Origin of the sequence: Limnohabitans sp. TEGF004, assembly GCF_027924965.1 — a bacterium.
GTDB lineage: Bacteria > Pseudomonadota > Gammaproteobacteria > Burkholderiales > Burkholderiaceae_C > Limnohabitans.
This window is the reverse complement of sequence record NZ_AP027056.1, coordinates 150959-171923: the sequence shown is the minus strand read 5'-3', so window position 1 is coordinate 171923 and position 20965 is coordinate 150959. Positions and strand designations below refer to the sequence as shown.

General features: G+C 57.4%; 27 protein-coding genes and 1 tRNA gene. 11 read left to right on the top strand and 17 right to left on the bottom strand.

Annotation, left to right across the window (positions count from 1 at the left end; all coding sequences use genetic code 11):
• Positions 1-13 precede the first annotated feature (13 nt).
• The 5 genes from LINBF2_RS00930 to LINBF2_RS00910 form a co-directional block, all read right to left on the bottom strand.
• Positions 14-1294, bottom strand: coding sequence for an FIST N-terminal domain-containing protein (locus LINBF2_RS00930; RefSeq protein ID WP_281889696.1), 1281 nt, complete (start codon positions 1292-1294; stop codon positions 14-16).
• Positions 1291-1950, bottom strand: a complete 660-nt coding sequence (locus tag LINBF2_RS00925; protein WP_281889694.1) for a PhaM family polyhydroxyalkanoate granule multifunctional regulatory protein — start codon at positions 1948-1950, stop codon at positions 1291-1293. The genes LINBF2_RS00930 and LINBF2_RS00925 overlap by 4 nt, the downstream gene beginning before the upstream one ends.
• Positions 1951-2012: 62 nt before the next feature.
• Complete coding sequence (locus tag LINBF2_RS00920; protein ID WP_281889692.1) at positions 2013-2507, bottom strand: copper chaperone PCu(A)C; 495 nt, start codon at positions 2505-2507, stop codon at positions 2013-2015.
• A 15-nt stretch (positions 2508-2522) separates the two neighbouring features.
• Positions 2523-3074 carry a YcnI family protein gene (locus LINBF2_RS00915; RefSeq protein WP_104797135.1) on the bottom strand — a complete coding sequence of 184 codons (552 nt, stop codon included), beginning with the start codon at positions 3072-3074 and terminating at the stop codon, positions 2523-2525.
• A 111-nt stretch (positions 3075-3185) separates the two neighbouring features.
• Positions 3186-3542, bottom strand: coding sequence for a DUF2946 family protein (locus LINBF2_RS00910; RefSeq protein ID WP_281889689.1), 357 nt, complete (start codon positions 3540-3542; stop codon positions 3186-3188).
• A gap of 137 nt (positions 3543-3679) precedes the next feature.
• On the opposite strand from LINBF2_RS00910, the gene LINBF2_RS00905 reads away from it, so the two are divergent.
• Both LINBF2_RS00905 and LINBF2_RS00900 read left to right on the top strand, forming a co-directional pair.
• On the top strand, positions 3680-4045 hold the full coding sequence (locus tag LINBF2_RS00905) for a TraR/DksA family transcriptional regulator (RefSeq protein WP_281889688.1): 366 nt from the start codon (positions 3680-3682) through the stop codon (positions 4043-4045).
• Positions 4046-4057: 12 nt separating this feature from the next.
• Positions 4058-4429 (top strand): hypothetical protein, encoded by a 372-nt coding sequence (locus LINBF2_RS00900; RefSeq protein ID WP_281889687.1) that lies wholly within the window; start codon positions 4058-4060, stop codon positions 4427-4429.
• Between the two features lie 78 nt (positions 4430-4507).
• Here the strand turns inward: LINBF2_RS00900 and LINBF2_RS00895 are convergent, their stop codons facing one another.
• Entirely contained in the window at positions 4508-5467 is a 960-nt protein-coding gene (locus LINBF2_RS00895; protein ID WP_281889686.1) for a fumarylacetoacetate hydrolase family protein, read from the bottom strand.
• A gap of 11 nt (positions 5468-5478) precedes the next feature.
• Here LINBF2_RS00895 and LINBF2_RS00890 point away from each other — a divergent pair, with 11 nt between their 5' ends.
• The 5 genes from LINBF2_RS00890 (at position 5479) to LINBF2_RS00870 (ending at position 10315) form a co-directional block, all read left to right on the top strand.
• Positions 5479-6591: a DUF3108 domain-containing protein gene (locus LINBF2_RS00890; RefSeq protein ID WP_281889685.1), complete on the top strand. Its 1113-nt coding sequence runs from the start codon at positions 5479-5481 to the stop codon at positions 6589-6591.
• Positions 6592-6650: 59 nt separating this feature from the next.
• Positions 6651-6932 (top strand): DUF3567 domain-containing protein, encoded by a 282-nt coding sequence (locus LINBF2_RS00885; protein ID WP_104796754.1) that lies wholly within the window; start codon positions 6651-6653, stop codon positions 6930-6932.
• Positions 6933-7004: 72 nt separating this feature from the next.
• Complete coding sequence (gene purU, locus LINBF2_RS00880; protein ID WP_281889684.1) at positions 7005-7850, top strand: formyltetrahydrofolate deformylase; 846 nt, start codon at positions 7005-7007, stop codon at positions 7848-7850.
• Between the two features lie 15 nt (positions 7851-7865).
• Positions 7866-8744, top strand: coding sequence for a LysR substrate-binding domain-containing protein (locus LINBF2_RS00875; RefSeq protein WP_104796756.1), 879 nt, complete (start codon positions 7866-7868; stop codon positions 8742-8744).
• 68 nt (positions 8745-8812) lie between these two features.
• Positions 8813-10315: an FAD-linked oxidase C-terminal domain-containing protein gene (locus tag LINBF2_RS00870; RefSeq protein WP_104796757.1), complete on the top strand. Its 1503-nt coding sequence runs from the start codon at positions 8813-8815 to the stop codon at positions 10313-10315.
• Here the strand turns inward: LINBF2_RS00870 and LINBF2_RS00865 are convergent.
• Together LINBF2_RS00865 and LINBF2_RS00860 are read right to left on the bottom strand one after the other, a co-directional pair.
• Positions 10287-10895, bottom strand: coding sequence for a GNAT family protein (locus LINBF2_RS00865; protein ID WP_281889683.1), 609 nt, complete (start codon positions 10893-10895; stop codon positions 10287-10289). The two genes, LINBF2_RS00870 and LINBF2_RS00865, sit on opposite strands and share 29 nt — an antisense overlap.
• A gap of 22 nt (positions 10896-10917) precedes the next feature.
• A complete protein-coding gene (locus tag LINBF2_RS00860) occupies positions 10918-11631 on the bottom strand; it encodes a YggS family pyridoxal phosphate-dependent enzyme (protein WP_281889682.1) in 714 nt (237 codons plus the stop codon).
• Between the two features lie 45 nt (positions 11632-11676).
• Here LINBF2_RS00860 and LINBF2_RS00855 point away from each other — a divergent pair, with 45 nt between their 5' ends.
• Together LINBF2_RS00855 and LINBF2_RS00850 are read left to right on the top strand one after the other, a co-directional pair.
• Positions 11677-12684, top strand: a complete 1008-nt coding sequence (locus tag LINBF2_RS00855; RefSeq protein WP_281891255.1) for a type IV pilus twitching motility protein PilT — start codon at positions 11677-11679, stop codon at positions 12682-12684.
• A gap of 86 nt (positions 12685-12770) precedes the next feature.
• Complete coding sequence (locus LINBF2_RS00850; protein ID WP_281889681.1) at positions 12771-13685, top strand: NAD(P)-dependent oxidoreductase; 915 nt, start codon at positions 12771-12773, stop codon at positions 13683-13685.
• Between the two features lie 57 nt (positions 13686-13742).
• Here the strand turns inward: LINBF2_RS00850 and LINBF2_RS00845 are convergent, their stop codons facing one another.
• The 3 genes from LINBF2_RS00845 to LINBF2_RS00835 are packed head-to-tail and all read right to left on the bottom strand — an operon-like array spanning position 13743 to position 15446.
• Positions 13743-14435: a BON domain-containing protein gene (locus LINBF2_RS00845; protein WP_281889680.1), complete on the bottom strand. Its 693-nt coding sequence runs from the start codon at positions 14433-14435 to the stop codon at positions 13743-13745.
• Positions 14432-15031, bottom strand: coding sequence for a phosphoheptose isomerase (locus LINBF2_RS00840; protein ID WP_104796761.1), 600 nt, complete (start codon positions 15029-15031; stop codon positions 14432-14434). Before LINBF2_RS00840 ends, LINBF2_RS00845 begins: the two co-directional genes overlap by 4 nt.
• Before the next feature lie 16 nt (positions 15032-15047).
• Positions 15048-15446 carry a YraN family protein gene (locus LINBF2_RS00835; protein ID WP_281889679.1) on the bottom strand — a complete coding sequence of 133 codons (399 nt, stop codon included), beginning with the start codon at positions 15444-15446 and terminating at the stop codon, positions 15048-15050.
• A 12-nt stretch (positions 15447-15458) separates the two neighbouring features.
• Between LINBF2_RS00835 and rsmI the strand changes: the two genes are divergently transcribed.
• Entirely contained in the window at positions 15459-16376 is a 918-nt protein-coding gene (gene rsmI / locus LINBF2_RS00830; protein WP_281889678.1) for a 16S rRNA (cytidine(1402)-2'-O)-methyltransferase, read from the top strand.
• Positions 16377-16380: 4 nt separating this feature from the next.
• Here the strand turns inward: rsmI and LINBF2_RS00825 are convergent.
• A tRNA-Arg gene (locus LINBF2_RS00825) sits at positions 16381-16456 on the bottom strand.
• Between the two features lie 76 nt (positions 16457-16532).
• Here LINBF2_RS00825 and LINBF2_RS00820 point away from each other — a divergent pair.
• Entirely contained in the window at positions 16533-17039 is a 507-nt protein-coding gene (locus tag LINBF2_RS00820) for a c-type cytochrome (protein ID WP_281889677.1), read from the top strand.
• A gap of 44 nt (positions 17040-17083) precedes the next feature.
• On the opposite strand, the gene LINBF2_RS00815 is transcribed toward LINBF2_RS00820, so the two are convergent.
• From LINBF2_RS00815 to atpD, 5 genes are all read right to left on the bottom strand, one after another.
• Positions 17084-17623, bottom strand: coding sequence for a DUF2946 family protein (locus LINBF2_RS00815; protein ID WP_281889676.1), 540 nt, complete (start codon positions 17621-17623; stop codon positions 17084-17086).
• Entirely contained in the window at positions 17616-18596 is a 981-nt protein-coding gene (locus tag LINBF2_RS00810) for an alpha/beta fold hydrolase (protein WP_104796771.1), read from the bottom strand. The genes LINBF2_RS00815 and LINBF2_RS00810 overlap by 8 nt, the downstream gene beginning before the upstream one ends.
• Positions 18593-19042 (bottom strand): nuclear transport factor 2 family protein, encoded by a 450-nt coding sequence (locus LINBF2_RS00805; protein WP_104796772.1) that lies wholly within the window; start codon positions 19040-19042, stop codon positions 18593-18595. Before LINBF2_RS00805 ends, LINBF2_RS00810 begins: the two co-directional genes overlap by 4 nt.
• Before the next feature lie 87 nt (positions 19043-19129).
• The gene (locus LINBF2_RS00800) at positions 19130-19546 is read right to left on the bottom strand and encodes a F0F1 ATP synthase subunit epsilon (RefSeq protein WP_104796773.1); all 417 of its coding nucleotides are present in this window, start codon (positions 19544-19546) and stop codon (positions 19130-19132) included.
• An 8-nt stretch (positions 19547-19554) separates the two neighbouring features.
• Positions 19555-20958, bottom strand: coding sequence for a F0F1 ATP synthase subunit beta (gene atpD / locus LINBF2_RS00795; RefSeq protein WP_104797138.1), 1404 nt, complete (start codon positions 20956-20958; stop codon positions 19555-19557).
• Between the last annotated feature and the right edge of the window lie 7 nt (positions 20959-20965).

Sequence of the window (20965 nt, the reverse complement as noted above, 5' to 3'; positions counted from 1 at the left end):
GGCTGCTGCGCCATCAAGCCTCGGAGGTGAACACCGTCAACACGCCGGTGTAACCATGCAGCTCTTGGTGGGCAATTTCGCCACCGGCAAAGAAACCCACCAACGGCACATCACCCAACGCGCGACGGATGATGTGCAACTCTGCACTGGGGGCGCCAAAGTGAGGGCCGCCTCGGCCCGCACAGCTCACGTAAATCGCGCCAGCCATACGACGCACAGGATGCGGGTTGATGTTGGTGTCGGCACTGAGTGCCCCAGCCAAATCAGCCGTCATTTCTTCGGGCTCTAGGGCCTCGCGAATTTCGGCGCAAATGCGCGTGAGGTCTGCGCGTGCCGCAGCGGCATTGCGTTCGCAAAACGTCAGGCGCATGCCCACCTCCACCGGCTGCGCCACGGCCACCGCTTCGCGTGCTGGGTCGATGCCGACGATGTGACGAACCAACACCGCATCGTCAAACTCACCCGTGCGTTTGATGGTGGCATCGTGTTCAGCCGACAAGCCCACCAGCGTGGCGCGCACTTTGGCAATGGCCGGTTGTTTGTCGGTCAAGCTGATTTTCAAATCGCGCTCCAACACATGAAGCGCTGGCTCGTTGTCTAAGGTGAGCACCACATGGTTGTCCGCGCTGGTGATGGTGTGGGTTGGAGCCACAGGCAAACAGCCTTGCGTGACACGCGACACCATAGCCACCTCAGCATCAAACGCCACACCGCTCAAGCCACCATGAAACACCCCTGAGGCTTTGCCTTGGCCTGCCATGTTGCCGTCACCGTTCAACGCGAACTGCACCACGTCTGTTCGGCTGGCCGACAAGCCACCAAACACGTAGCCGCTGGCCGTGCGTTGCGCCAGCTCGGCAATCAACTCGGGCACATCGGGCGTGTGTGCATCGGCATGCAACAAGGCCGTGTGCGGCACAAAGCTGCTGCCATGTTTGGCGCCCATGCCCGCTTGCGCCAACGGAGCCACACCGCTGAACACGCGGTAGTGCTCAGGCGAAATATCACACAACATCACACTGAGTGCAGGCTCGTCAAAGTACTCCACGTTGTTGGCGGCAATGCCCACGCCCACGGTGCCCGCCCAATCGGTCACCTCCGGCAGTTCAGCACTCAAATGCGACAAGATGTCTTGTGCGTGCGTGGCGTAATGGTCGGTGATGTACACCAAGCCGAGGTGCGGCGCACTGGCGTACTCGGGCAAGGCCATGTGCGCGCGCAACTGCGCCAGCACCAAGCCTGCGGCCATTTCCCACTGCGGGTGGGTGGCGTGACCGTAGGGAAAGAGTTTCATCGCTTGGATTTGGTTGCGGTTTTGCGCGCGGGTGTTTTGCGTGCAGCAGGTTTGCGCGCTGCTGTTTTGGCGGCCGTTTTTTTAGCAGCAGGCTTGGCAGCACCAGTGGTGGCGTGTGCTTGTGCACGATGCGCCATGTCATTCATGGCATGCGTAGCGATGTGCTGAAACTGGTCCGTCAAAGCACCCCACCAATGAGAAGGGTCCACACCAACAGCCGCTGCTTTTTTGCTACGTGACTTGCTGGCTTTGGCTGCAGCCTTGGGGGCCTCTTGCGCGGACGCTGCTTGCTCAGGGGCGGCTTGGGTGAATGAATATTTGGGTTGCGCAGGCTCTGCGGCTTCTTGCGGTTTGACCTTGAGTGACTCAGCCAAGTCGTTGAAGCTCATGTTCATGCCCTTCAATGTGTTGAGCGTCATGCGCTGCACTTCGAGGGCCTGGATGGTGGCGCCCACCGCCTTGCTGTTTTGCTCCAACCAAAATTGAACCGTCTTGAGTTCTTGAATGCGCTTCTCAAGCTCTTCAGGGTCTAGCGTTGGAGCCACCCAGCCAGGCGCAGCGGTGGTGGCAGATGCACCGCCTCCGGGCGTGAGGTTCTTTAAAAAGTCAAAGCCCGGAACGAACTTGGTGAAATCAAAACCGGCTGGGTTGGTCATGTCTGTCTCCTGTGTGTATAGGTCGCATTAAACCAAAACCCAGCCCACGCTTGGCTGACAGCTCAGTGCTTGTGGTCAGCGTGGTTGTGTTCCATCTGTTTTTGATGTTGCATCATGGGCGCTTGCATACCCACTTGCACTTTCAGCTCCACGTTGGACTTCACGCCTTTGGCGTCTTGAAACGTCAGCGTCACAGGCACGGTGGTGTCTTTGGCCAAGGGTGCTTTCAAGTCCATCAACATCACGTGGTAGCCGCCGGGCTTGAGCTCGACCGCTTTGCCAGCGAGCAAGTCTAGGCCGTTGGGCAAGGCGTTCATACGCATCACGTCTTTGTCCATCTTCATTTCGTGAATCTCAGCCACGCCTGCCACAGGGCTGCTCACACCCACCAATTTGGCGTTGTCTTTGGCGGTTATTTTCATGAATGCGCCGGTGGCCTTTTGGCCTTGCACGGTGGCGCGTGCCCATGCGTCGGTGATGGTCACGTTTTGGGCATACGCGTTGACCGCGCACACAGTGGCGAATGCGGCGGCGATGAGGTGTTTCGTAAATTTCATAAAAGCTCCTTTGAATTAATGGTGGTGTTCGTGTTTGGGTGCAGCTTGCACGTCTAGCAAAGCAGCAGGTGATTTGAGGCCGCGTGTCGAGGTGCCTTGGGTTGGAATGTCTGACCAATCATTTTGACTGTTCTCGCACACCTGCAACACCTTCACCCATAAAGGTCCTGCTTGGTTGGGCAAACGTCCCATGAAGGCGAATTCATCAAACTGGTCATCGGGCAGGGCATTGTCTTTGTGTGTCGCCGTCCAGCGCAACTCCACCACATCGTCGGTCACGGTTTTGCCATGGCTGATGTACGGCTTGTTCAGTTGGGCTTTACGGGTGGTGATGGTCCAGCCTACTTTGGGTTGCGGCTTGGCCCCTTCAAAGCCAGCGGGCACTTGCACGACCAGGCCATGGGTTGCCGCACCGTTGCAGCCATGCCCCACACGTAACGTAGCTTTGTAATAACTGCCAGCCACCGCTTGCGGTTCTGTCAAGACGATGTGGGCGTGTGCCTGCAGCGCCGTAGCCGCCAAGCAAGCCCAGATGCACTGGGCGAGTGTTTTGAAAAATTGATTCATCTTGTTTCCTTCTGTTTGAACTTGCGTCAATTGCATCTGACCTGTGTGCGAACGCGCAGCACAAAGCCAGCACACCAAGCGGCGGCACAAGGCCGCGCGCCCGTTTAAAACTCAGAGGAAAAGTTCAGGCGGCCCACGCGAAGGCAGCGGGGGCGCAGCGAGGGCCGCCATGTGCGCTGCAGCGATGGGCTGCATGACATAGGCCAGTGGGGAAGGTTGGGTCAACGCAGTGTTCAACGCAGGAGGTGGTGCGCTGATGGAGGCACACAAAGGGCAGTCCAGCGTGTGGCTGGATGCGGCAGCTTCATCGTCACCTTGCACCACCAGCTTCATGCTGCCCGTGCTGGTACAGACCAAGTCCATGCCCTGCGGGTTGACGATGGGCGATGCAATGGCCACGCCAACAGACAACGCAAACCACACCAGCACAAGGCGGGTGAGTTGGATGGCGTGACGCAAGCGTTGCATGTTTGAAATTATGTCTGACGCATTGGACATATTCGCAACGTCTGCCCTGCCTAGGTGAAAACGAGGATTCATTGACATCCATCAAGGAATGAAGCGCATGATGGGCGCAACATCAAACCATAAATAGAGGAGCTTCCATGGACGCACAACACGCCACAGCCTTCAAGCAAAAGCTTGAAACCCAACGCGCCGACTTGCTTGCACAAATTGCACAGCAACGCGGTGGCAAAGCCAGCCGCGCAGAAGTGGCGGCCGAGCACTTCGCGCACAACGAAGACTCAGACGCACAGGTCAACACCGCACGCGATTTGGAGTTCGCCATCAACGAACACGAAACCGCCGAGCTGGCTGCGATTGACGACGCCTTGGCTCGCTTAAGTGCTGGCACGTATGGCCATTGCGTCGATTGCGATGCCACGATTTCCGAAGCACGCCTGAACGCAGCACCCGAAGCAGCGCTCTGCATTGGCTGCCAAGAAAAATCTGAACACAACCACCACTAAGAAAGAAAACACATGACCACTTTTCACGCCGTTGTTTGGATGGACCACCAAGAAGCCCACGTGCTGATGTTCGACCGTGAGCACGTGGAGAGCCAACGCGTCAAATCACGCAGCCATCACAAACACCAAGGCAAGCCCAACGAAGTTGCGCATTTGTATGCCGACATTGCAAAGGCCCTTGAAGGCACGCACGAGGTATTGGTGACCGGCCCAGGCTTGGCACGCGACGAATTCCGTGACTGGTGCAAACAACACCACGCCCATGTGAACGTGGTGGACAGCATCGCCAGCGACCACCCCACCGACGCACAAGTGGTGGCCATGGCGCGTCAGTACTTCAAGAAGCTTGATAACTTAGGTGCAGACCCAGCGTTGATCAAGTAATCTTGGTTGGCGTTCGCGCCACCCACAAAAAAGCCCGCTTGGACTCAAGCGGGCTTTTTCTTTTGCACTGAACCTTTTTTAAGCGCTGAGTGGCGACAGCTCTTGCTCAATCGCACCAAACACGCTTTGCCCATCTTTGCCTTTCGCATCGATGCGCACAGTGTCGGCAAACTTCATGTACTCGGTGGTGGCCTTGCCATCGAGCGCGGTTTCCATGGCGCGTTTTTCGGCGATGCAGCTATAGCCTTTGGGCCACTCAGTTTTGCCGTTTTTCTCAAAGCCCGCATTGCTGACTGTGCCGCTGTTGACCACGGTGCCTGCGCGCAGTGCGCGGGTTTTGCTGGCGTGGGCCACGAGTTGGCCGAAGTGATGCGTCATGTCGGTGCCTGCGTCGCACATGCCGACCTTGCGGCCGTTCCATGCCACTTGCACGGTCAGGTGCACGCTGCCGTTGTCCCACGCGTCGCCCAGCTCATCCAGCGTCACGGCCACAGGGCTGAATGACACAGCGGGGTGGCTTTGCACGTTGTGTGTGACGTTGCGCAGGGTGATGGCGTTGGACAGCATAACCAAGCGGATGCTTTCAAGCGCATCGTCAGCCGATGCACCCACGGGCACGTCACCTGTGATGACGGCGATTTCAGCAGAAAAATCCACGCCTAAGTTTTCATTGGCACACACCACATGGTCGTTTGCGCCCATCAGTGCATCGCTGGCGGCTTGGTGCATCACCAAATCGCCCTCACCCTCGCCTAACAAGGCGGCGTGATTGGCGTAGGCATTGCCCGTCAAGCGCTGGTAGGCGCGGGGCAGCGGGGCCATGCAAAGTGCAGGGTCAAACGGGAAGGCGTGGCGCGCTTTGCCGTTGTTGAGAGTCTCATACAAGTCTTGCAGTTGGGGGGCGATGAAGCCCCAGTCGTCCAGCGCTTGCTGCATGCGGGTGGCGATGCCCGTCGCATAATGCGCGGTGCTCAAGTCGCGCGACACGACCACCAGTTGTCCATCGCGTGTACCGTCTTTGTATGTGGCTAATTTCATGCCACGATTCTATGAAAGAACACGCGCCCGCCATGCAGGTAGCCGCCCACGTCAACAACGCACCTGTTAGCCATCCGCATTTGCAGCGCAAACACGCGGTGCTGCTGGTGTCTGGCGTGTTGTTGATGCACCTCTGGCTGCTGGCAGGTGGCCCTATGTGGTTCACGCCAGAGCCGGGCCAGCCTTTGCATCCCCAAGCCATGGTGACGCGCCAAATCGAGGTCGCTGCACCACGCGCACCGCAAGTGCCAAAGCCTGTGCAGCCGGCCCGCACCCAACCCAAGCCAACTGATGCTGCGGATACAAATGCCAACGCAAGCGCTGTCGACGCATCGACATCCAAAACAAAACCATTGAACTTCGACGATTTCGGTGTCGACCTGGCTGCGCCTGTCGCCCTGCCGCCTCCTCAGGCCTCTGGCCTTGACTTGCCGCCTCACAACCGCACCGGCAGCGATGGACTCACCCAAGCCACCGCGTTCAAAGCCCCCGAATCGGCTCTGCTGAAATACAAAGTGCAAGGCCAAGCCAAAGGTTTGAATTACTGGGCCTCGGCCGAACTCGCGTGGCAACAAGACGGCCAAAACTACGATTCGCGTTTGACCGTCAGCGCATTTTTGCTTGGCTCGCGCACCCAAGTCAGCAAGGGCACGTTAGGGCCCGAAGGCCTCATGCCCACACGCTTTGGCGACAAGGGTCGCAGCGAACTGGCTGCGCACTTTCAGCGCGACAAAGGCATCATCAGCTTCAGCGCCAATTCGCCCGATGCGCCGCTGCTCAAAGGCGCGCAAGACCGCTTGAGCGTGGTGATTCAAATCAGCACCCTATTGGCGGGCGACGCCACGCGTTTCCCGCTGGGCACGATGCTGTCGTTCCAAACTGTGTCGCAGCGCGAGGCGGAGGTCTGGCACTTCTTGGTGGAAAAAGAAGAATTGCTGCAATTGCCCTTTGGCGAGATCAACGCCATCAAGCTCAACCGCAAGCCACGTCGCGAGTTTGACCAGCACATTGAGCTTTGGTTTGCCCCCACATTGGGCTATTTGCCTGTGCGTTTGCGCATCACCAACGCCAACGGCGACTTTGTGGACCAACTTTTAAACACCGCCGAAAAACCCAGCCCTTGAATTTGGGCTTTTGAATCCGATATGCTTAGATGCAATTCGTTTTCAGCCGAAAGATTCCCATGGACATGCTCTACAACTCCGACACGTATTCCGTGATGCACCTGCACGTGCAAGACGACGCGTTGGTGCCTGTCCGCCCCGACGTGCCTGCCTTGGCCCGTCATGGCTTTGAGATCGTGGACAAACGTTCTGGCAAAGAGATTTACCTCGAAGGCTCGTGGGCCGAGCAATTTCAGGTGCATTTGCGTGCGTGGCAAGAAAACGCCCCCACCCAAGAAGAGGTGGAAGACACCTTGGCCGGCTACGCCGTGCTGGCCCAAAACCCAGTTGTGGTGCACTGAGCCTGCACACGCACGACACCTAGGGCGCTTCGGCGCCCTTTTTCATGTCCAGTCCTACCTACAATTGCGCACATGACTGCATACATCCTTAATTTGTCTTGCCCTGATCGCCAGGGCATCGTGCACGCCGTGTCTGGCTTTTTGCTGGAGCGCAAAGGCAACATCGAAGAGGCCGCTCAGTACAACGACCCCGACACGGGCTTGTTCTTCATGCGCGTGCAATTCGCCTGCGATGCCGTGGGCCAAGACGACTTGCGTGCACAGCTCGCCACCTTTGCTGACACCTTCGGCATGAAGTGGACGCTGCACGACACCACCCAACCTATGCGCACGGTGTTGATGGTCAGCAAAGAAGGCCATTGCCTGAACGACTTGTTGTTCCGCGTCAAAAGCGGCCTGCTGCCTTTGGACATTCGCGCCATCATCAGCAACCACCGCGAGTTCTACCAACTGGCGGCCAGCTACAACGTGCCGTTCCACCACATTCCCGTCACCGCAGCGACCAAGGCACAAGCCGAAGCCAAAGCATACGAAGTGATTGAAGCTGAAGGCGCAGAGCTGGTGGTGCTGGCCCGCTACATGCAAATTTTGAGCGACGACTTGTGCAAGAAATTGTCTGGTCGCGCCATCAACATTCACCACAGCTTCTTGCCCAGCTTCAAGGGTGCCAAGCCGTATTACCAAGCCCACGACCGTGGCGTCAAGCTCATTGGCGCTACCGCCCACTACGTGACCGCCGATTTGGACGAAGGCCCCATCATTGAGCAAGACGTGGCCCGCGTGGACCACAGCAAAACCGTGGAAGATTTCACCGCCCAAGGCCGTGACACAGAAAGCCAAGTGTTGGCCCGCGCTGTGAAATGGCACAGCGAACACCGCGTGCTGTTGAACGGCCACAAGACCGTCATCTTCAAATAAAGCGCCCGCTGCTTCATGAGCGCCAGCCGCATCCCGCCCATTCAGTGCTTGCTCACGTTTGAGGCGTTGGCGCGGTTGCGCTCGGTCACGCAAGCTGCTGAAGAGCAATGCGTGACACCCAGCGCGGTGAGCCACCGCGTGAAGCAGCTTGAGCAGTTGCTGGGCGTCAAGCTCTTCGGCCGCGCCGACTTTTCGCTCACCACCGAAGGCAGCGAGTACCTCGCCCATGTGCGCGAGGGCTTGGCGATTTTGGAACGCTTCCCCGGCAAAGACGGCAGCGCCACGCCTGGTAAACGCAAACTGCGCTTGGCCGTGACGCCCACCTTTGCCCGCTCCATCCTGATGCCGCGCCTGCGACAGTTTGCCGATGCCTACCCCGAGATCGACATCACCCTGCAAGTGAGCATCCCGCTGTTGGACGTGGTGGCCGAAGACGCCGACCTGACCATCCGCTTTGGCACTGGCCGTTATGCAGACGTAGAGCATGTGTGCATCATGAAAGACGATGTGACGCCCTTGGCCTCGCCCGCCTACATCCGCGAACACGGCCCGTTTGAGAACGCAGAGGACTTGGCCGATGCCACCTTGTTGCGCAGCCCCTTGGAGCCTTGGCGGACGTGGTTTGCCGCGCATGACCAAGACTGGCCTGAGCCGATTGATGGCAGCAGCTTCAACGACATTGGCCTGATGTGCGATGCCGCAGCTCAGGGCCTAGGCGTTGGCTTGGTTCGCTTGAAACTGGGCGCGCCTTGGCTTGAAAACGGCACGCTGGTGCGCATCTTCCCGCGCCAAGTGCCTAGCCCGCATGGGCATTACCTGTGTTGGCGCACGGGCGCGATGGACCGCTGGGAGTGCGCGGCCTTTGCGGATTGGCTGAAAAAAGCCGTCCCTTAAATTGGCTTCACGCGCGGGTGTAACTTTCTTCACACGTCTTTCTTGCGTTTTGCCTTAAAGTGAGGCGCATGAACGCACCACTCACCTCCGACCAGCAAAACACCCTTGCCCGCGCCGAGCGCCAAGCGCAAGTCGTGCAAGCCCTGCTGCAAGTGCTGCCACAGCACGCCCTGCTCTACACCCTTGAGGACACCGTGCCTTACGAGTGCGACGGCCTCACTGCTTACCGCGCCCGCCCCATGTGCGTGGCCTTGCCCGAGACAGTAGACCAAGTGCAAGCCGTGCTCAAGGCCTGTTACGCACTGGATGTGCCCGTTGTGGCCCGCGGAGCAGGTACAGGCCTGTCGGGCGGCGCGATGCCGCACACCATGGGTGTGACGCTGTCACTGGCCAAGTTCAACCAAATTCTCAACATTGACCCCATCGCTCGAACTGCAGTCGTGCAGTGCGGCGTGCGCAACCTCGCCATCAGCGAAGCGGTGTCGCAATACGGTCTGTACTACGCGCCCGATCCGTCGAGCCAAATTGCTTGCACCATCGGCGGCAACGTGGCCGAGAACTCGGGTGGCGTGCACTGTTTGAAATACGGACTCACCGTGCACAACGTGCTCAAGGTGAAGGGCTTCACCATTGAAGGCGAGCCGATTGAGTTTGGCAGCGATGCGCTCGACACACCGGGCCTCGACCTGTTGCCCGTGGTGGTAGGCAGCGAAGGTATGTTGGCGGTGACCACAGAAGTGACCGTCAAGCTCGTGCCCAAACCACAACTGGCTCGCTGCATCATGGCCAGCTTTGACGATGTGCGCAAAGCGGGCGACGCGGTGGCTGCAGTGATTGCCGCAGGCATCATCCCCGCAGGTTTAGAGATGATGGACGGCCCCATGACCGCCGCCGTGGAAGACTTTGTGCACGCCGACTACGACCTGAGCGCTGCGGCGATTTTGCTGTGCGAGAGCGATGGCACACCGGAAGAAGTGGAAGAAGAAATTGGCCGCATGAGCGAAGTGCTGCGCGGCTGTGGCGCAACCGCCATCACCGTGAGCCGTGACGAAGCGCAACGCATGAAGTTTTGGAGCGGCCGCAAAAACGCGTTCCCCGCCTCGGGTCGTATCAGCCCCGACTACATGTGCATGGACAGCACCATCCCGCGTAAGCGTTTGGCAGACATCCTGCAAGCCATTCAAGAGATGGAAAAGAAATACCAGCTGCGCTGCTTGAACGTGTTCCATGCCGGTGACGGCAACTTGCACCCGCTGATTCTGTTTGATGCAAACGACCCCGACCAAATGCACCGTTGTGAACAATTTGGCGCCGACATTTTGGAAACCAGTGTGGCCATGGGCGGCACGGTGACGGGCGAGCACGGCGTGGGCATCGAGAAGGTGAACAGCATGTGCGTGCAGTTCAGCGCCGAAGAAAACGAACAGATGTTTGGCGTGAAGCGCGCCTTTGACAGCAAGGGTTTACTCAACCCCGGCAAGGTCATCCCTACTCTGCACCGCTGTGCCGAATACGGCAAGATGTTGGTGCGTGCGGGGCAGATTAAGCATCCGGATTTGCCGCGCTTCTAAACTTAGCCAACTTGGCCTGCAAGTTGTTTTTCACTGCAGGCCATTCATTCGCGATGATGGAATAAACCACCGTGTCGCGAACTGAACCGTCCTTTAAGATTTGATGGCTTCTTAAGATGCCGTCTTGCTTGGCACCCAACCGCTCAATCGCACGGCGTGAGGCTTCGTTGAAAAAATGCGTGCGAAACTCCACCGCATTGGCCTGTTGCACTTCAAACCAATATTGCATCAGCAGGTACTTAGCTTCTGTGTTGATCGCCGTGCCTTGCTCGGATTTGGCATACCAGGTGTAGCCAATCAGTCCACGCTTGTGCGCTGGTTCTACATTGTAAAAACGCGTTGTACCAACGATCTGCTGAGTCTTTAGGTTTCGCACCGCAAAGGGCATGTCGCCATTGATCGAGGTCTTAATTGCCGTGTCAACGTATCTCGCCATTTCATCGGGCGACGGGACCGAGGCATACCAAAGTTGCCAAAGCTCACCATCTCGCACCGCGCTTTGGAGCGCATCGACATGAGAATGCATCAAGGGTTCTAACGCTACATAAGCCCCCTTAAGGCATGTTTCTGAAACTGTCATGCGCCCTCCTTGTTTAGAAGCCTCAAGCGTAAGTTCGCCCACCAAATATCGCCGTCCCCACCCGCACCATCGTGCTGCCCGCCTGCACGGCAGCTTCTAGGTCGCCCGTCATGCCCATCGACAAGGTGTCGAACTGGGGCAGGTTCAAAGCGGCTTTCACCTCGTCAAACAAGGCGCGTGCTTTGGCGTGCACAGCTACTTGCGCATCAAAGCCTTCCACGGGGTCTGGAATGGTCATAAGGCCACGCAACTCCAAGCGGGGCAGCTTGGCCACTTCGGCGGCCAGCGCCAGCACGTCGGCGGGGGCGATGCCTGATTTGGTTTCGCCACCGTCGATGTTGACTTGCAGGCACACGTTGAGCGGAGGTAAATGTGGGGGGCGTTGGTCTCTCAAACGCTGCGCAATTTTGAAGCGGTCTACCGTGTGCGCCCAGTCAAAGTGTTCAGCCACCAGTTTGGTTTTGTTGCTTTGAATGGGGCCAATGCAGTGCCACACCAAAGGGGGTGCGACACCTTGCAAAGCGGTGATTTTGTCTACCCCTTCTTGGATGTAGTTTTCCCCAAAATCGCGCTGACCACAGGCCGCCACTTGGCGCACATCGTCAGCGCTGAATGTTTTGGAAACTGCCAATAGTTGCACCGCATTCGCAGGACGGTTGCTCGCGACACAGGCCGCTGCAATGCGGGCTTGCACCGCTTGGAGTTTGTCGTGTAGCACGTGGTCTGGCGTATTCATCTTGGGTGCAACTTTAACAAGGAGAGCGGCATGCCTCACATAGCTCTGACTTTGAACCAACTCCTCGCCCAAGCGGTGGCGCTGCAAGCCTCTGATTTGCACTTGTCTGCGGGGCGTGCTCCGATGGTGCGTCAGCACGGTGTGTTGGTCACACTCGATGCGGCTACGCCAACACCCCATGCGCTAACCCACGATGCGCTGCGCATGATGCTGGCACCGTTGATGGACGAAGCCCAACACGCGCAATTCAACCAAGGCCATGAGGTAGATTTTGCGTTTGCCGTGCCAGAGCTGGGACGTTTTCGAGCCAACGCCTTCATGCAGCAGCACGGCTGCGGCGCGGTGATGCGGCACATCCCCAGCAGCACACCTACATTTGCTGCGCTGCACGTACCGCCCGCCATTCCTGAGCTACTCACACGCGTGGGCTTGCTACTGGTGACAGGGCCAACTGGCTCTGGCAAATCCACCACCTTGGCGGCCATGGTGCAACACCTGAACACGCACACCCAACAACACATCGTGACACTAGAAGATCCGATCGAGTTTGTACACACCAGCGACCAATGCCTGATTACCCAGCGCGAAATGGGCACACACAGCCAAAGCTTTGCGCACGCATTGCGCGCAGCCTTGCGCGAAGACCCCGATGTAATTTTGGTGGGCGAGCTGCGCGACCTAGAAACCATTCGCCTCGCCCTCACCGCCGCCGAAACCGGGCACTTGGTGTTGGCCAGCCTGCACACGCGCAGCGCTTGCGCAACGGTCGAGCGCATGGTGGATGTGTTTGACGCCCACGAGAAAGCATTGGTACGCACCCAACTCAGCGATGCCCTGGTTGGGGTAGTGTCGCAAACGCTATGCCCCACGCCAAGCGGCGATGGCCGCGTTGCGATATTTGAAACGATGGTCGCCACGCCCGCGATTCGCCATCTCATTCGCGAGGGCAAAACTGCGCAAATGCAAAGCGTGTTGCAAACAGGTGCCGCGCAAGGCATGCAAACCATGGCGCAAGCCATACAAGACGCACGCCGCCAAGGTCGAATTGCTTAGGCCCTCCCAGCGGTTCCCTGCGTGACACACCGAGCCGCGCCTAGCCCCTATGATTCAGCGCAGTTCAACCCTTTTCTGGAATAACCATGTCTAGCATCAACGCCAAAACTTACGAATCCGCCCCCTCTGCTCACGTTGCCTTCATCGGCATGGGTGTGATGGGCTACCCCATGGCTGGCCACTTGGCCACAGCAGGTCACGCGGTCACGGTGTACAACCGCTCGCCCGCCAAGGCCGAGGCTTGGGTCAATGAATTTGCAGCCAGCAAAGCACCTAAGAGCGCACTGACCCCACGCGAAGCCGCCAAAGGCGCCAGCATCGTGTTTTGCTGCGTGGGCAATGACGACGATTTGCGCTCGGTGGTGTTTGGCGCTGACGGCATGTTGGCGGGTATGGAGCCGGGCGCCGTATTGGTGGACCACACCACAGCCTCTGCTGACGTGGCACGCGAGATTTACATCGCCGCCAAGAATCTAGGCATTCACTTCATCGATGCACCTGTGTCCGGCGGCCAAGGCGGTGCGCAAAACGGTTTGCTGACCGTCATGTGTGGTGGCGATGCGCCTGTGTTTGAAAAGGTCAAGCCTGTGGCCATGGCCTTCTCTCGTGCGTTCACCCTGATGGGCGAGCCGGGCGCGGGCCAACTGACCAAGATGGTGAACCAAATCTGTATCGCAGGTTTAGTGCAAGGCTTGAGCGAAGCGATTGCCTTTGGCCAAAAAGCCGGCCTCGACATGAACCTCGTGCTCGACGTGATTGGCAAAGGCGCGGCGCAAAGCTGGCAACTGGACAACCGTGGCAAGACCATGGTGGCCGACAAATTTGATTTCGGCTTTGCCGTGGATTGGATGCGCAAAGATTTGGGGCTGGTGTTTGACGAAGCCAAGCGCAACGGCGCTGTGTTGCCAGTGACGCAGATGGTCGACCAGTTCTACGGCGACGTGCAAAAAATGGGTGGTAACCGTTGGGACACATCCAGCTTGATCAAGCGTTTGCGCTAAACCCGAGCGCCCACAAAAAAGCCCCGCATGCGGGGCTTTTTAATTTGCTGTGCGCAATTACTTGATTGGCGTCACAACCGGTTGCTGCGAAGCGTTGGATCTCGGTGCGTTCAGATCCACAGACTGCGAGTCACTGCGCTTGGGTTGCATGGCGCGCAATTCGTCTTCTGTGATGTACTCAAACACGCGCACCACACGTTTCACGCCACTGACGCCACGCACCACATCAGTCGCACGCTTGGCTTCGCGCTGGGTCACACGGCCCATCAAATAGATAGTGCCGCGCTCGCCCACCACTTTGTAGACGTTGGCAAACACGTCTTCGGTGTCCACCATGGAGGCCTTGACCTTCGCCACCAGCACAGCGTCGCTGGCGCGGTCACTCGTGCTGGAGGCAGGACCTACAACCAACTCATTCACAACCGAACGGACGTTCTCCACGCGGCCAATCAAGGATTCCACTTGGCGGCGCACCGTGTCTGTGGTCACTTCGCCGGTGATCAGCACTTGACGGTTGTAACTGGTGATGTTGATGTGCTCTTTGCTGCCAAAGTTTTCACGAATCGCTGTAGAGCTGCGTTGCTCGATGGTCTCGTCTTCTACTTGAATACCGGTGGTACGACGGTCGCTTGCCACCATGGCACCACCAATGACGCCACCAAACATCAAAGGTGCAGCACAAGAAGCGAGCCCCAGACACATCACCAATGTAGACAGCAACGAAGCTGTGGATTTGTTCAAAATTTTCATTCTTTACCTTCTGTGTCACCAAGCAATTGCGCGTCCACACCATCGCAAATGCAATGGATGGCCAGCAAGTGCACTTCTTGAATACGGGCGGTGCGGTCATGGGGCACACAAATGTGCACATCGGTTTCGCGCAAGGCTTGGCTCATCTTGCCGCCGCCTTTGCCGGTGAGTGCCACCACGGTCATATCGCGCTCATGCGCAGCTTGAATGGCTGCCAACACGTTGGGCGAGCTGCCGCTGGTGGTGATGGCCAACAACACGTCGCCCGACTGACCGAGGGCGCGCACTTGTTTAGAAAAGATTTGTTCGTAGCTGTAATCGTTGGCAATCGCCGTGATGATGGAGCTGTCGGTGGTCAGCGCAATCGCGCCCAGTTCTGGGCGCTCGCGCTCAAAACGGCCCACAAACTCGGCCGCAAAATGCTGCGCATCGGCGGCTGAGCCACCATTGCCACATGCCAGCACTTTGCCACCACTGGTGACACTGGCTAATACGGCGGACACTGCTGCTGCAATGGGTTTAGACAAGACTTGCGCGGCCTGATATTTCAGGTCGGCAGAGTCGATGAAGTGTTGTTCGATACGTTGCTCAAGCATGAGGGCAATGATACCTTTAAGCGTCAAAAGCAGCTTTGAACCACTGCAAGTCGTCGCCCTCGACGGCGATCACATCAAACCGACATGGGGGTGTCTGTCGCAGTTTCAACAGATAGTGACGCGCAGCAAACACAATGCGCCGCTGTTTGACAAAGGTGATGCTGGCCAAAGCCCCGCCATGTTGGGCGTTGCCGCGTTTTCGTACCTCGACAAAGACCAAGGTGCCATCGCTCTCCCGCATGACCAAATCTATTTCGCCACCACCCCGCCCGGGCGTTCGATAATTGCGTTGCATCAGTTGCAGCCCTTGGGTTTGTAAATGCTGCAACGCGCGGTCTTCGGCTGCATCTCCTTTTTGCTTGGTGGTTGGTTGCAGGGGCTTTTGTTCTTGCGCTTGGCCATTGGGTTTGTTCACAGCACCTCCTTGATGAACGTCAACTTCGATTCCGCCTTGACGGCCGCACACGCTGCCGCAGCCGCCCAAAACCACCCCACATGCACGCTGTATGTGGTGGCCACGCCCATTGGTAATTTGGCCGACATCAGCTTGCGTGCGTTGCATGTGCTGAGTCTTTGCGACACGTTGGCTTGTGAGGACACGCGCCACTCACAAACTTTGCTGCGCGCCTACGGCATCGACAAATCGTCCTCGCATTGGCTGGCCGTACATCAGCACAACGAAGCCGAAGCCGCTGAAGAAGTGATTCGGCGTTTGCAGGCTGGGCAGCGCGTGGCCTACGTGAGCGATGCGGGCACCCCAGCTGTGAGCGACCCCGGTGCGCGCTTGGCTTGGCAGGTGCAAAGTGCGGGCTTGCGTGTGATGCCATTGCCCGGCGCCAGCAGCGTGACCGCCTTACTGAGCGCTTGCGGCACGCCTGCACATGACTCGTCTGGTTTTGTGTTTGTGGGCTTCTTGCCATCCAAAGCCACCGAGCGCGGGCATGCCGTTGAGGTGCTGGCCGAAGAGCCTCGCACGCAAGTGCTGCTAGAAGCGCCGCATCGCATCGAAGCATTGGCCACTGCACTGGCGGTTTTGGGCGATCGCCCAGTGACTGTGGGTCGAGAGCTGACCAAGCAGTTTGAAGAGATTGCCACTGTGGCAGCACAAGATTTAGCGGCATGGCTGCAAGGCAACCCACAACGCACGCGTGGCGAATTTGCTTTGGTAGTGCATGCCCAAGCGCAAGAACGCTCAGCGGGCTCGGACAACGACCGGCTTCTGAAAATCTTGATGGAAGAGCTCCCCCTGAAAACAGCCGTGAAAGTAGCGGCAGAAATCAGCGGTGAAGCCAAAAACGCTTTGTATGACCGAGCGTTGGCGTTGAAACAGGCTTCGTCTGAGTAAAAGCTGGTGCGGCTGGCGGGGATCGAACCCACGACCCTTGGCTTCGGAGGCCAATACTCTATCCACTGAGCTACAGCCGCGCTTTTGTGACTTGGCATTGTAGGCGCCCCGCTATAATCTCTGTCAATTCTAGAGCCCCTCTTACAGGATTTAAAAATGAGCAACCAACACCACGAAGAAGACCACACAGGTCCTATCAAAACTCCTAAGCAGCTTTTGTTGGCTGTCTTGTATTCTTTTGTGCTGCCTGTGTTCATCATCATTGGCTTGGTGGCCTATGTGACTTCTGGCAACAAGCCACAAGCTGGCTCTTCCAACGAGCCAGAGGCAGTTGCAGCTCGTATTCAAAAAGTGGGCGCAGTTGAGATCAAAGATGCCAACCGCGCAGCGCGCAGTGGTGAGGACGTGTTCAAAGCCCAGTGCTCGGCTTGCCACGCTACGGGCGCAGCAGGTGCACCTAAGTTTGGCGACGCTGGTGCATGGGGTGCTCGCATCGGCAAAGGCTATGACGCCTTGTTGACTTCTGCGCTCAAGGGCAAGGGCGCTATGGGCCCTCAAGGCGGCGGTGATTTTGAAGATTTCGAAATTGGCCGTGGCGTGGTTTACATGGCCAATGCAGCTGGTGCGAAGTTCACAGAACCTAAGAAGCCCGAAGGCAAATAAGCTTTCGCTTCTTGTAAAAAACCGGCTCAAGTAAGCCGGTTTTTTTACGTCTTAACTTGGGCTACCGCACTTTGCTGTGGACTGCGTACATAGCCAAAGCGTTTGGGCAGTTCACGAGCCGGCACTGCCTGAGGCACCCATAAGCCAGCCTCGACTAAGTCGGCAGCTTGCACCACGTCTTGGGTGTGCAGCAAGCCAAAGCCTTGCTCGGTGTCAAGGTACACACGTCCATGTTCGTCCATGATGCAGCGCTGCATCCGCACAGGCATGCCCGTGTGCGCATGAATCGTACCGTCTGGCTGTAGACGCCAGACCCAAGGCGTGGCCTCTAGTTCTACATACACGCGCTGTGGGCCGTTTTGAAAATACCAATGCCCTTGCTTATCGCTAGCGTAGTTTCGGGCAATGAATGCGATGAGCTTTTCATGTTGCAGGCGCGAACCTTTGCTTTGGGTAAAGGTGCCTAAAGCTTGCGTTTGGTCATCGCGCATGTACCAGTCGCCGCGTGCATCTAGCCCCAACCAACCGTAGCAGTCTGGAACATTGGGCCATTTGGCCATGGCTTGTTGAACGAGGTCATCCATGCTGTGTCATCCATTCCGTCACGGCCCAAGGCATTTCTTTCAAATCACCGGGGAATTTACCTGAAGCAAAGCCGACATGCCCCCCAGCCTCTGGCTGCCAAAGGGTGACTTGATCGCTGACGTGACCCTGGGTGGGCAAGCAACTGGCTGGAATGAAGGGGTCGTTGCGAGCATTCAGCACCAACGCAGGAACTCGAACCCGTGTCAGCCCAGGTTTGGCACTGGCTCGGTCCCAATAGTCATCAGTGCCTCTGAACCCGTGCAGCGGCGCCGTGAACACATCGTCAAATGCGTAAAGGGTGTTTGCCGCCATTAACATTTGCGGATCAAACAGGCCAGGGAATTGTTCTAGTTTTTGCATGGCACGCGGCTTCATGGTGGCTAGAAACATGCGCGCATAAACAGCTTTGTTAAATCCAGTGTCAATGGCATGACCGCTTGCACATAAGTCGATGGGTGAGCACACGGACGCTATGCCATTCACAACCTGCGTTGCCGTGTGGCCCATTTCCCCCGCCCAGCGCATGAGCGCATTGCCGCCCAGAGAAATACCAACCGCAAAAATCGGACCTCGGTGGTGTTGGTGAAAGCGCTGAAGCATCCAGCCTATTTCTTCAAAATCACCGGAGTGGTAGGCACGCGGCGTCCAATTGATTTCACCACTGCATCCCCTGAAGTGCGGAACGGCCATGTGCCATCCTCGCGCCTGCGCTTCTTGCGCGAAAGCCTGGGCATAGTGGCTGCTCGATGAACCTTCTAGACCGTGAAAAAGCACCAGCAGTGGGGCATGTTCTGCCAGCACAGCGTCATCGCTGCGCCAGTCCACATCAACAAAGTCGCCGTCTGGCGTGTCCCATCGTTCACGCGCCCAGCACGGTTTTGCGCCTGTGTAACGACGCGCAAACTTGGCGGAATAAATCGTTTGTAGGTTTCCGCCAGGCAGCCACCAAGGCGCGTGGTAATCCCAAATCAATGTAAGACCTGTGGCGCTTCGTGTGCTTCTGCGTGTGTGGGCGCAGTGCCTGGGCTGGCGTGATGCGCCACCATGCGCCATCCCTGTGCCGTTCGCTGATACACGTTGGTCGCGACCACAACGGCCTCTTGTGTGCCATCTGTGGTGAGCAAGGCCACGCGCTCAATCACGTTGTGCATGGCACTGGTGAGCGACTCAACTTTGCAAATATGCTCAGGTCGTGCTGCAATGGTGCCGTTGGCAAACATGGCTTCAAACGCGGCACGGATGCTAGCGCTGCCAATCAAGCGTGGCCCGCCTGGGTGGACGCACACGATGTCGTCTTCGTCAGCCCAACAGCCCATGAGCTTTTCTATGTCACCTGTTTGCAAGGCTTCATAAAACTGGTTTTCGATGGCGTCTGCTGTGCCACCCACAGTGGCAGCTCGGAGTTTGGCTTTAGGCATGGTTCAAATTGTCCATGTTTTTAGAACAGGCAATAAAAAAGCCCCGACCGTGCGGCAGGGGCTTTTGGACGCTGACGCGCACAGCAATTACTTGTGAGCGCGGTAGCGGCGCAAGGCCGACAATTCAGCAGCCAGGATGGTCAGCTCTGAGCGAGCACGGGCCATATCAACATCTGATTTTGCGTTCTTAACGGCTTCTTCAGCTGCGAGTTTGGCTGCGTTTGCTTTTTCTTCGTCCATATCTTTGCCGCGCACAGCGGTGTCAGACATGACGGTGACGCAGTCAGGTTGCACTTCAAGAATGCCACCTGCTACGAAAACAAACTCTTCACCACCATCAGCTGTGTGAATGCGCACCGAACCGGGACGGATGCGTGAAATCAGCGGCGTGTGGCGCGGATAAATACCGAGCTCGCCCGCCTCGCCTGGCAAAGCCACAAAAGTGGCTTCGCCGGAGAAGATCAACTCTTCTGCGCTGACGACATCTACGTGGATGGTACTCATAGGATCTCTCAGATCTTTTTAGCTTTTTCGAACGCTTCGTCGATGGTACCGACCATGTAGAAGGCTTGCTCTGGCAAGTGGTCGCACTCGCCGTTCACAATCATCTTGAAACCACGGATGGTTTCGGCCAAGGTCACGTATTTACCGGGCGAACCAGTGAACACTTCAGCAACGTGGAAAGGCTGAGACAGGAAACGTTGGATCTTACGAGCGCGGGCCACAGCCAGCTTGTCGTCCGGAGCCAATTCGTCCATACCCAAAATCGCGATGATGTCACGCAACTCTTTGTAACGTTGCAAAGTGCCCTGCACAGCGCGCGCTGTTGAGTAGTGCTCTTCGCCCACAACCAATGGGTCCAATTGACGGCTGGTGGAGTCCAATGGATCCACAGCTGGGTAGATACCGAGCGAAGCGATGTCACGAGACAACACAACGGTGGAGTCCAAGTGAGCAAACGTTGTTGCTGGAGATGGGTCGGTCAAGTCATCGGCAGGCACGTAAACGGCTTGGATGGAAGTGATAGAACCCACTTTGGTAGAGGTAATACGCTCTTGCAAACGGCCCATTTCTTCGGCCAATGTAGGTTGGTAACCCACAGCAGAAGGCATACGACCCAACAAGGCGGACACTTCTGTACCGGCTAATGTGTAGCGATAGATGTTGTCTACGAAGAACAACACATCTTTGCCTTCGTCACGGAATGATTCCGCGATGGTCAAACCTGTCAACGCAACGCGCAAACGGTTGCCTGGAGGCTCGTTCATCTGACCGTAAACCATGGCAACTTTGGACTCGTTCAAGTCTTTCAAGTTCACCACGCCTGAGTCGGCCATCTCGTGATAGAAGTCGTTACCTTCACGGGTACGCTCACCCACACCAGCGAACACGGACAAGCCGCTGTGCGCTTTAGCGATGTTGTTGATGAGTTCCATCATGTTCACGGTTTTACCCACACCCGCGCCACCGAACAAGCCGACCTTACCGCCCTTGGCGAAAGGACAGACCAAGTCGATCACCTTGATGCCGGTCTCGAGCAATTCTTGCGAAGGGCTGAGTTCGTCATAGGCAGGAGCCTTGCGGTGAATAGTGGCGGTTTGTGTTTGGTCAACAGGACCACGTTCGTCGATGGGGTTACCCAACACGTCCATGATGCGGCCGAGAGTGGCTTTACCCACTGGCACGGTAATACCGGCGCCAGTGTTAGTCACCATCAAACCACGGCGCAGACCGTCTGAAGTTCCCAACGCGATGGTACGGACGATGCCGTCACCGAGCTGTTGCTGAACTTCCAGAGTCAGTGCTGTGCCTTCGAGCTTGAGCGCGTCGTAGACCTTGGGCATTTGGTCGCGTGGGAACTCGACGTCCACCACCGCGCCAATACATTGAACAATCTTGCCTTGGGCTTGAGCCATTTTTTGC

Coding starts and splice junctions, on each gene's coding strand:
- LINBF2_RS00800 (WP_104796773.1), bottom strand. CDS start 19,546: ATGAGTACCATCCACGTAGATGTCGTCAGCGCAGAAGAGTTGATCTTC.
- LINBF2_RS00895 (WP_281889686.1), bottom strand. CDS start 5,467: ATGAAATTAGCCACATACAAAGACGGTACACGCGATGGACAACTGGTG.
- purU (WP_281889684.1), top strand. CDS start 7,005: ATGACTGCATACATCCTTAATTTGTCTTGCCCTGATCGCCAGGGCATC.
- LINBF2_RS00905 (WP_281889688.1), top strand. CDS start 3,680: ATGGACGCACAACACGCCACAGCCTTCAAGCAAAAGCTTGAAACCCAA.
- LINBF2_RS00875 (WP_104796756.1), top strand. CDS start 7,866: ATGAGCGCCAGCCGCATCCCGCCCATTCAGTGCTTGCTCACGTTTGAG.
- LINBF2_RS00885 (WP_104796754.1), top strand. CDS start 6,651: ATGGACATGCTCTACAACTCCGACACGTATTCCGTGATGCACCTGCAC.
- LINBF2_RS00840 (WP_104796761.1), bottom strand. CDS start 15,031: ATGCTTGAGCAACGTATCGAACAACACTTCATCGACTCTGCCGACCTG.
- LINBF2_RS00865 (WP_281889683.1), bottom strand. CDS start 10,895: ATGACAGTTTCAGAAACATGCCTTAAGGGGGCTTATGTAGCGTTAGAA.
- LINBF2_RS00890 (WP_281889685.1), top strand. CDS start 5,479: ATGAAAGAACACGCGCCCGCCATGCAGGTAGCCGCCCACGTCAACAAC.
- LINBF2_RS00860 (WP_281889682.1), bottom strand. CDS start 11,631: ATGAATACGCCAGACCACGTGCTACACGACAAACTCCAAGCGGTGCAA.
- LINBF2_RS00870 (WP_104796757.1), top strand. CDS start 8,813: ATGAACGCACCACTCACCTCCGACCAGCAAAACACCCTTGCCCGCGCC.
- LINBF2_RS00910 (WP_281889689.1), bottom strand. CDS start 3,542: ATGCAACGCTTGCGTCACGCCATCCAACTCACCCGCCTTGTGCTGGTG.
- rsmI (WP_281889678.1), top strand. CDS start 15,459: ATGAACGTCAACTTCGATTCCGCCTTGACGGCCGCACACGCTGCCGCA.
- LINBF2_RS00805 (WP_104796772.1), bottom strand. CDS start 19,042: ATGCCTAAAGCCAAACTCCGAGCTGCCACTGTGGGTGGCACAGCAGAC.
- LINBF2_RS00930 (WP_281889696.1), bottom strand. CDS start 1,294: ATGAAACTCTTTCCCTACGGTCACGCCACCCACCCGCAGTGGGAAATG.
- LINBF2_RS00820 (WP_281889677.1), top strand. CDS start 16,533: ATGAGCAACCAACACCACGAAGAAGACCACACAGGTCCTATCAAAACT.
- LINBF2_RS00815 (WP_281889676.1), bottom strand. CDS start 17,623: ATGGATGACCTCGTTCAACAAGCCATGGCCAAATGGCCCAATGTTCCA.
- LINBF2_RS00845 (WP_281889680.1), bottom strand. CDS start 14,435: ATGAAAATTTTGAACAAATCCACAGCTTCGTTGCTGTCTACATTGGTG.
- LINBF2_RS00900 (WP_281889687.1), top strand. CDS start 4,058: ATGACCACTTTTCACGCCGTTGTTTGGATGGACCACCAAGAAGCCCAC.
- LINBF2_RS00915 (WP_104797135.1), bottom strand. CDS start 3,074: ATGAATCAATTTTTCAAAACACTCGCCCAGTGCATCTGGGCTTGCTTG.
- LINBF2_RS00920 (WP_281889692.1), bottom strand. CDS start 2,507: ATGAAATTTACGAAACACCTCATCGCCGCCGCATTCGCCACTGTGTGC.
- LINBF2_RS00925 (WP_281889694.1), bottom strand. CDS start 1,950: ATGACCAACCCAGCCGGTTTTGATTTCACCAAGTTCGTTCCGGGCTTT.
- LINBF2_RS00850 (WP_281889681.1), top strand. CDS start 12,771: ATGTCTAGCATCAACGCCAAAACTTACGAATCCGCCCCCTCTGCTCAC.
- atpD (WP_104797138.1), bottom strand. CDS start 20,958: ATGGCTCAAGCCCAAGGCAAGATTGTTCAATGTATTGGCGCGGTGGTG.